Origin of the sequence: Mycobacterium kyorinense, from assembly GCF_001672775.1 — a bacterium.
In the GTDB taxonomy this organism is placed as follows: domain Bacteria; phylum Actinomycetota; class Actinomycetes; order Mycobacteriales; family Mycobacteriaceae; genus Mycobacterium; species Mycobacterium kyorinense_A.
This window is the reverse complement of the sequence record NZ_LZKJ01000128.1, coordinates 1-8,156: the sequence shown is the minus strand read 5'-3', so window position 1 is coordinate 8,156 and position 8,156 is coordinate 1. Positions and strand designations below refer to the sequence as shown.

5 protein-coding genes, 1 pseudogene and 1 riboswitch are annotated in these 8,156 nt (G+C 66.5%); of the genes and pseudogenes, 5 read left to right on the top strand and 1 reads right to left on the bottom strand.

All coding sequences use genetic code 11. The features are described from left to right. Positions 1 to 71: 71 nt before the first annotated feature. From A5707_RS14105 to eccA, 5 genes are all read left to right on the top strand, one after another. Complete coding sequence (locus tag A5707_RS14105; protein ID WP_065015091.1) at positions 72 to 986, top strand: ESX secretion-associated protein EspG; 915 nt, start codon at positions 72 to 74, stop codon at positions 984 to 986. A gap of 169 nt (positions 987 to 1,155) precedes the next feature. Then, positions 1,156 to 2,667 (top strand): type VII secretion integral membrane protein EccD, encoded by a 1,512-nt coding sequence (gene eccD, locus A5707_RS14100; protein WP_065015090.1) that lies wholly within the window; start codon positions 1,156 to 1,158, stop codon positions 2,665 to 2,667. Beyond that, on the top strand, positions 2,645 to 4,363 hold the full coding sequence (gene mycP, locus A5707_RS14095; RefSeq protein WP_065015089.1) for a type VII secretion-associated serine protease mycosin: 1,719 nt from the start codon (positions 2,645 to 2,647) through the stop codon (positions 4,361 to 4,363). The genes eccD and mycP overlap by 23 nt, the downstream gene beginning before the upstream one ends. Further along, entirely contained in the window at positions 4,360 to 5,550 is a 1,191-nt protein-coding gene (gene eccE, locus A5707_RS14090) for a type VII secretion protein EccE (protein WP_065015088.1), read from the top strand. The genes mycP and eccE overlap by 4 nt, the downstream gene beginning before the upstream one ends. Beyond that, on the top strand, positions 5,547 to 7,379 hold the full coding sequence (gene eccA, locus A5707_RS14085; protein ID WP_065015087.1) for a type VII secretion AAA-ATPase EccA: 1,833 nt from the start codon (positions 5,547 to 5,549) through the stop codon (positions 7,377 to 7,379). The genes eccE and eccA overlap by 4 nt, the downstream gene beginning before the upstream one ends. A 273-nt stretch (positions 7,380 to 7,652) precedes the next feature. Next, positions 7,653 to 7,823, top strand: a riboswitch (M-box (ykoK) riboswitch). A gap of 160 nt (positions 7,824 to 7,983) precedes the next feature. Here eccA and A5707_RS23865 read toward each other — a convergent pair. Continuing rightward, positions 7,984 to 8,100, bottom strand: a pseudogene (locus A5707_RS23865) (AAA family ATPase); the annotation flags it as partial. Positions 8,101 to 8,156 lie beyond the last annotated feature (56 nt).

Genomic DNA, 8,156 nt, shown 5'->3' with positions numbered 1-8,156 from the left:
CCGCATCGCGTGCGGGTCGGTCATAAAGCGCGTGGTCACCTGAGGGTCTCCTTAGTACGTAGTGAACTGCGATGGACCAACAGGGCACCCGCACCGACATCACCGTCAACGTCGAGGGTTTCTGGATGCTCCAGGCGCTACTGGACATCCGGCACGTCGCACCCGAGTTGCGCTGCCGGCCGTACGTCTCGACCGATTCCAACGATTGGCTCAACGAGCACCCCGGGATGGCCGTGATGCGCCAAGAGGGGATCGTCACCGGCGAGACGGTTGACGAGCAGGTCGCCGCCCGGATGCGGGTGCTGGCCGCGCCCGACTTGGAGATCGTCGTGCTGCTGTCGAGGGGCAAACTGCTCTACGGCGTCAACGAGCCCACCGAGGAGGGCGAAGAGCCGCCGGTGGGATCGCGGGACATCCCCGACAACGAATTCCGGGTGGTGCTGGCCCGGCGCGGCCAGCATTGGGTTTCGGCCGTGCGCGTCGCCAACGACATCACTGTCGACGATGTGGCGATCGCCGACACCGCCTCGATCGCCGCGCTGGTCTTCGACGGACTGGAGTCGATTCACCATGCCGACCCGGCGGCGATCAACGCCGTCAACGTGCCCCTCGAGGAAATGCTGGAAGCGACCAAGGCGTGGCAGGGCGCGGGCTTCAACGTCTTCTCCGGCGGGGACCTGCGTCGGCTGGGCATCAGCGCGGCCACCGTGGCCGCACTCGGCCAGGCGTTGTCCGACCCCGCGGCCGAGGCCGCGGTCTACGCTCGGCAATACCGCGACGACGCCCGGGCCCCGAGCGCGTCGGTGCTGTCGCTGAAAGACGGATCGGGTGGGCGCATCGCGATGTATCAGCAAGCCCGCACAGCCGGGTCGGGGGAGGCGTGGCTGGCGATCTGCCCGGCCACCCCGCAGTTGGTGCAAGTCGGCGTCAAGACCGTTTTAGAAACGCTGCCGTATGGCGAGTGGAAAACGCATCGCAGAGTTTAACAATCCCGCAGAAATCCCTGTACATCAACGGTTTTCACGAAAGCAATCACTCGAGATGCAGATTCGGGGAAATGCTCTAGAATTGGCTCAACAATTGGGGCGGGCGTCGCCATTTTAATAGCGAGGCAAGACACATGAACTCAAAATTCGTCGACAAAGGGGCAGCACTATGACCGCGGTGGTGGCCGAAGCGCAGCAACCGGGCGCTGAGGCGGTTTCCTCACCCCAAGCGGCGGTGATCGCCATCATGGCCGCCGATGTGCAGATCGGCGTGCTGCTGGACGCCAACGCTCCGGTGTCGGTGATGGTCGACCCACTGCTGAAGGTCGTCAACAATCGGCTGCGCGAACTGGATGTGGCGCCGCTGGAGGCCACCGGACGCGGCCGCTGGATGTTGTGCCTGATCGACGGCACCCCGCTGCGGTCCACCCAGTCCCTGACCGAGCAGGACGTCTTCGACGGCGATCGGCTATGGCTGCGGTTCATCGAGGACACCGAGCACCGGTCGCAGGTGATCGAGCACATCTCGACGGCCGTGTCGGTGAACCTGTCCAAACGGTTCGCAGCCATCGATCCGATTGTCGCGGTGCAAGTCGGCGCCGCGATGTTGGCGACGGGAGTGCTGCTCGCTGCGGCCGTACTGGGGTGGTGGCGTTGGCGGGATGACTCCTGGCTGTCAGCAAGCTACGCCGCGGTGGTCGCGGTGCTGGTGCTGACGGTGGCGACGCTGGTGCTGATGCGTTCCACGTCGGTGTCGGAGCGCCGGGTGGGCGACATGATCCTGGTCAGCGGGCTGGCGCCGCTGGCGGTGGCTGCCGCGGCGGCACCGCCCGGGCCGGTGGGGGCACCGCACGCGGTGTTGGGTTTCGCGGTTGTCGGCGTCGGGTCGGTGCTGGCGCTGCGGTTCACCGGTCGACGACTGGGCCTCTACACGGCGATCATCACCATCTGCATAGCCGCCACGGTGGCCAGCCTGGCCCGCATGCTGCTGTTGACCAGTGCGGTGACGCTGATGTCCTGTGTGCTGCTGGCATGTGTGATCGGCTATCACGCCGCGCCGTCGCTGTCACGCTGGCTGTCCGGCATCCGGCTGCCGGTGTTTCCGTCTGCCACCAGTCGCTGGGTGTTCGAGGCCCGGCCCGACCTGCCCACCACGGTGGTCCTCTCCGGCAGCGGACGACCGACCCTGGAGGGCCCGTCGTCGGTGCGCGACGTGCTGCTGCGAGCCGAGCGCGCGCGGGCGTTTTTGACCGGGCTTTTGGTGGGGCTGGGTGTGCTGGTCGTGGCGTGCTTGGCCGGACTGTGCGACCCGCACACCGGTCAGCGGTGGCTGCCGGTACTGCTGGCCGCCTTCACGGCCGGCTTCCTGATGTTGCGTGGACGCTCCTACGTGGACCGCTGGCAGGCGATCACGCTGGCGTTGACCGCCGTGATCATCGTGGCGGCCGTGGTGGGGCGCTATGTGCTGGTGTTGTCGTCACCACTGGTGGTGTCGGTGGGCGCGGGAATCCTGGTGCTGCTGCCGGCCGCGGGGCTGACCGCCGCGGCGGTCGTGCCCAACACGATCTACAGCCCGCTGTTCCGCAAATTCGTGGAGTGGATCGAGTACCTGTGCCTGATGCCGATATTCCCGCTGGCATTGTGGTTGATGAATGTCTATGCAGCGATCCGGTATCGGTAGCCGCACGGCAGCGCTGGCTGCCACCACGCTCATCGTGGCCTCGGCGGCTTTGGCAGGTTCGCCATCGGCGTACGCCATCGCTCCGCCGGTGATCGACCCCGGGGCCGTGCCGCCCGACAGCCCCCCCGGCCCAGAACAGCCGATGCGGCAAACGGCCTACTGCACCGAGGTTGGTGTGTTGCCGGGCACCGACTTCCGGATTCAGCCGAAGTACATGGACATGCTGAACCTGCCCGAGGCATGGCGGTTCGGCCGTGGCGGCGGGGTGAAGGTCGCGGTCATCGACACCGGGGTGACGCCGCACCCCAGGCTGCCGCGCCTCGCCGGAGGCGGCGACTACGTGATGGCCGGCGGCGACGGGCTGTCGGACTGCGACGCGCACGGCACGCTCGTGGCGTCGATGATCGCCGCCACCCCGGCCAGCGGCGTCGCCCCGGCACCTCCGCCGGAGCGCAAGCCGCTTCCGGTGCCCACCAACGAACCACCGCCCCCCGCGCCGCCGCCGCAAACCATCACGTTGTCGGTGCCGCCCCCACCGCCGCAGACGGTGACCATGGTCCCGCCGCCGCCTGAGGAGCCGGCGCAGCCTGCCTTCCCGTGGATGCCGGCGCCTCCGAAAGCTCCGGCGGCCAACCACCAGCACGGACGGTTCGTCGCGCCGGGGTATACCGGCGGCGGGCAGGTCCGCGCCGTCGACCGGCCGCGGCCGGCTGCCCCCAACCCGGCGCCGGGTCAACCGACGGACGCGTTCAGCGGCATCGCTCCCGACGTCGACTTGATCTCGATCCGTCAGTCCAGCCAGGCGTTCGGCCTCAAGGATGCGTTTACCGGCGACGAGGATCCGCAGACCCGCCAGAAGATGGACAGCATCCGGACCATGGCGCGGGCGATCGTGCATGCGGCCAACATGGGTGCCTCGGTGATCAACATCTCGCAGGTGCTGTGCATGAGCGCGCGCAGCGTCCTCGATCAAGCCGATCTGGGCGCAGCTGTGCGCTATGCGGCGGTGGACAAGGATGCGGTCATCGTGGCCGCCGCCGGCGACACCAGCCAGAAGGACTGCAAACAGAATCCGCTCTATGATCCCTTGCGGCCCAACGATCCCCGTGATTGGAACGGCGTGACAACGGTAGTAACCCCGGCATGGTTCGACGAGTACGTCCTGACCGTCGGCGCGGTGGATGCCGCCGGCGCCCCGCTGGACAAAACGAGCGTGGCCGGACCGTGGGTGTCCATCGCCGCACCCGGCACCGACATCGTCGGGCTCTCGCCGCGAGAAGACAGCCTGGTCAATGCCATCGACGGTCCGGATAACACGCTGCTGGTGCCGACCGGCACCAGCTTTTCCACCGCGATCGTCTCCGGAGTGGCGGCGCTGGTCAGGGCCAAGTATCCGCAGCTGTCGTCGCATCAGATCATCAACCGGTTGATCCGCACGGCGCGGGCGCCGGCCCGTGGCGTGGACAACCAGATCGGACATGGTGTAGTGGACCCGGTTGCGGCACTGACCTGGGACGTTCTCGACGGTCCGGTGAAGCCCAAAGAGTTGTCGTCGCCGCTGAAGCTGCCGCCACCGCCCCCCGAGCGCAACATGACGCCGGTCTGGGTGGCCGCCGGCGGACTGGCTGCGGCGGTACTGCTCGTGGGAGCGATATTCGGTGGTGCGAAATTGATGCGACGGTCGGGGGAGCGATGAAGGCGGAGCGACGGTTCGGGCTGGCCCTGTCCTGGCCGCGGATCACCGCGGTGTTTCTCATCGACGTCGCGGTGCTCGCGATCGCCAGCCATTGCCCGGACACCTGGCAGAGAAACCACGTCGCGTGGTGGGTGGGCGTCGGCGTCGCAGCGCTGGTGGCAATCGCCGCGCTCGTGACCTACCGGGGAATACCGCTGGCCGCGGCACCCGTTGCGCGGGTGCGTAATTGGTACGCCGATCCGGAAGCGCTGGTGGCCGGGTGCACGCCGGCGATCGATCACCAGCGCCGCTTCGGCCGGGACGTGGTCGGCATCCGCGAATACGACGGCCGACTGGTGACGGTGATCGCGGTGGAAGGGCCCGCCGACGCACCGTCGGGCCGGCATCGCCAACGAAACGGCTCGCCCGGCGCGCTGCCGGTGGAGGCCGTCGCTTCAGCCTTGCGGCAGTTCGACGTTCGGTTGGACGGCGTCGACATCGTCTCGGTGGGCGAACGGCATGGCCCCAAGGGCCCCGGGGAATGGGCCGCGAGTCAAGACGACGTCGAGTCCGAGGACAACCAACGCCCGCTCGAGGACCGCAGAACCTGGCTCGTGCTGCGGATGGACCCGCAACACAACGTGGCGGCGGTGGCCGCGCGCGATTCGCTGGCCTCGACGCTGGCGGCGGCCACCGAGCGGCTCACTCAAGATCTCGACGGGCGGCGCTGCATGGCCCGCATCCTCACCGCCGCCGAGATCGCCGATGTCGACGACGCGTTGTTGGCCGGCGTGGATCCCAGCCAGATTCGGCCGTACTGGCGCTTTCTCAAGTGCGGTGACGGGTATGTGACGAGCTTTTGGGTGTCGCCGTCGGACATCACCGGGGCCATGCTGGACGAACTCTGGCTACCCGACGCCGATGTCACCGTGGTGACGGTCCGGCTCACCCCGCGACGCGGCGGCATCGACGTGTCGGCATTCGTGCGCTACCACAGCGATAAGCGGCTGCCGAAAAGTATGTGGAGCGGGCTGAATCGGCTCACCGGACGCCAACTGCACGCGGTGCGCGCCAGCTTGCCGGCACCCATGACGGGCCCGGCACTGAAGATGTCGAGCCGGGCGCTGAGCGACGACGAATCGGTGACGGTCGCCGTTGACTCGCTTGCGCCGCAGTACCCGGTGAGCGGTGCCGGGACGCCGCAATGACCAGGCCGCAGGCCGCCGCGACCGATGCCCGTAACGCGATGGTCGCTGGTTTGCTGGCGTCCGGCGTCTCCGTGAACGGCCTACAGCCCAGCAACAATCCGCAAGTGGCGCTGCAGATGTTCACCACGGCCAGCCGCCTCGACCCCGAGATGTGCGACGCCTGGCTCGCTCGGGTGCTGGCCGGTGACCAGAGCATCGAGGTGCTCACCAATGCGTGGGAAACCGCGAAGACGTTCGGCTGGGAGATCCGCCGCCTGGGTCTGTCGGACTTGGAGTTTCGCCCCGAGGTCTCCGACGGCCTGTTCTTGCGATTAGCGGTCACCAGCGTGGAATCACTGGCGGCGGCCTACGCCGCGGCCCTCGTCGACGCGAAACGCTACGAGGAGGCCGCCCGACTGCTCGACCAGACGGAACCGCGGCATGCCTTCGACGCCGAGCTGATCACCTATGTCCGTGGTGTGCTGAATTTCCGCACCGGCCGTTGGCCCGATGTGCTCACGCAGTTTCCGCCGGCCAAGCAGTGGCGTCATCCCGAGTTGAAGGCCGCTGGCGCGGCGATGGCCACGACGGCGTTGGCGTCGCTCGGGGTTTTCGAAGAAGCCACCCACCGTGCCCAAGAAGCAATCGAGGGCGACCGCGTGCCCAACGCGGCCAACGTCGCCATGTACACCAAGGGCATGTGCCTGCGGCACTTGGGCCGCGAGGATGAGGCCGTCGAGATGCTGCGCCGCGTCTATTCGCGTGACGCCAAATTCGCCCCGGCCCGTGAAGCATTGGACAACCCCAACTATCGGCTGGTGCTGACCGACCCGGAAACCATTGAGGCGCGGACAGACCCGTGGGATCCCGACAGTGCGCCCACCCGCGAGCAGACCGAGGCGGCCCGTCACGCCGAGATGGCCAAGAAGTACTTGGCTGAGGGCGACGCGGAACTCAACGCGATGTTGGGCATGGAACAGGCCAAACGCGAGATCAAACTGATCAAGTCGACGACCAAGGTGAATCTGGCCCGAGCGAAAATGGGTCTGCCCGTGCCGATCTCGTCGCGGCATACCTTGCTCTTGGGCCCACCCGGCACCGGCAAGACCACGGTCGCGCGAGCGTTCACCAAACAGCTGTGCGGGCTGACCGTGTTGCGTAAGCCGTTGGTGGTGGAGACCAGCCGCTCCAAGCTGCTCGGTCGCTACATGGCTGACGCCGAGAAGAACACCGAGGAGATGCTCGAAGAGGCGCGGGGCGGCGCCGTGTTCTTCGATGAGATGCACAATCTGCATGAGCGTGGCTATTCGCAGGGCGACGCGTACGGCAACGCGATCATCAACACGTTGCTGCTCTACATGGAGAATCACCGCGACGAGCTGGTGGTGTTCGGGGCCGGCTACGCCAAGGCGATGGAGCGGATGCTAGAGGTGAACCAGGGTCTGCGACGGCGGTTTTCGACGGTGATCGAGTTCTACAGTTATACGCCGCCGGAGTTGATCGCGCTCACCCAGCTGATGGGCCGGGAAAACGAAGACGTGATCACCGACGACGCGGTCGAGGTGTTGTTGCCGTCGTACACCAAGTTCTACGATGACGAAAACCTCTCCGAGGATGGCGATCTGATCCGGGGTATCGACGTGCTCGGTAACGCGGGGTTCGTGCGGAACGTGGTGGAGAAGGCTCGTGATCACCGCAGTTTCCGCCTCGACGACGAAGACCTGGACGCGGTGCTGTCAAGTGAGCTCGACGAATTCAGCGAGGACCAACTGCACCGGTTCAAGGAGTTGACCCGCGACGATCTCGCCGAGGGACTCAGTGCGGCCGTGGCCGAGAAGAAGAGCTCATAGCCGCTGACGCGTGGCCATCCTGAGAAAGCAACTGTCACAGCAAGTGGACAGCAAACTGTGATGCAACTCGCAGCAGGACGCGGGTGTACGCCGCTATGCTCTGCCTTCAAGGACATACCCGCAGGACAACACCATTTCTACTCGCGGTCTGCGCTATCGCCAGTACCGCGCCGTGGGTGGCTGCAGCAATCTAGCCTGACGACTCCCCACCGTGCTGCGCAGCGGCTGACCAACCGATTGACCCGTTCGGCCCACGGTGTCACCATGACGCTGCATGCACCTCGGTAGGTGAGGCGTCTGCACGGATAGAGGCCACTGACCTCGAACGTCGAAAGACGCCCAGGGTCAGGACAGCTCTTCCCGGCTTAAGGGTTGAGCCCAAGTGGCTTCCGGGACAACCGGATACGCCGTGTGGTGCCAAAGCTTTGACGAGAGGGGTGTCCTCCGGCGCATCACGTCGTCGGAGGGCTCACTCACTGTTGGCAGTGAGGAGGTGGGCGAGAGTCAATTCTGGTGATAGTCCGTGTCACAACCATCCGAAAATCGATGTCGGTTCCGGTCGAATCCTGAGCAGTTTCTTCCGGTCGAAAATTGAGCAGGTGTGTTACGGGGTTGAGTCTGCCTGACGGTCGGCTTCGACGGAGGGCAGGGACTCGATTGCGGTGTGTTTGATGCGGTAGCTGGCTCCTTTGAGGGCGATGACGTCGGCGTGGGCGCAGATCGAGCCTGCGGTGCGGGCGGTGCTGAGCCAGTACCCGACGATGCCGGCGACGGTGA

Coding starts and splice junctions, on each gene's coding strand:
- A5707_RS14105 (WP_065015091.1), top strand. CDS start 72: ATGGACCAACAGGGCACCCGCACCGACATCACCGTCAACGTCGAGGGT.
- eccA (WP_065015087.1), top strand. CDS start 5,547: ATGACCAGGCCGCAGGCCGCCGCGACCGATGCCCGTAACGCGATGGTC.
- eccE (WP_065015088.1), top strand. CDS start 4,360: ATGAAGGCGGAGCGACGGTTCGGGCTGGCCCTGTCCTGGCCGCGGATC.
- eccD (WP_065015090.1), top strand. CDS start 1,156: ATGACCGCGGTGGTGGCCGAAGCGCAGCAACCGGGCGCTGAGGCGGTT.
- mycP (WP_065015089.1), top strand. CDS start 2,645: ATGCAGCGATCCGGTATCGGTAGCCGCACGGCAGCGCTGGCTGCCACC.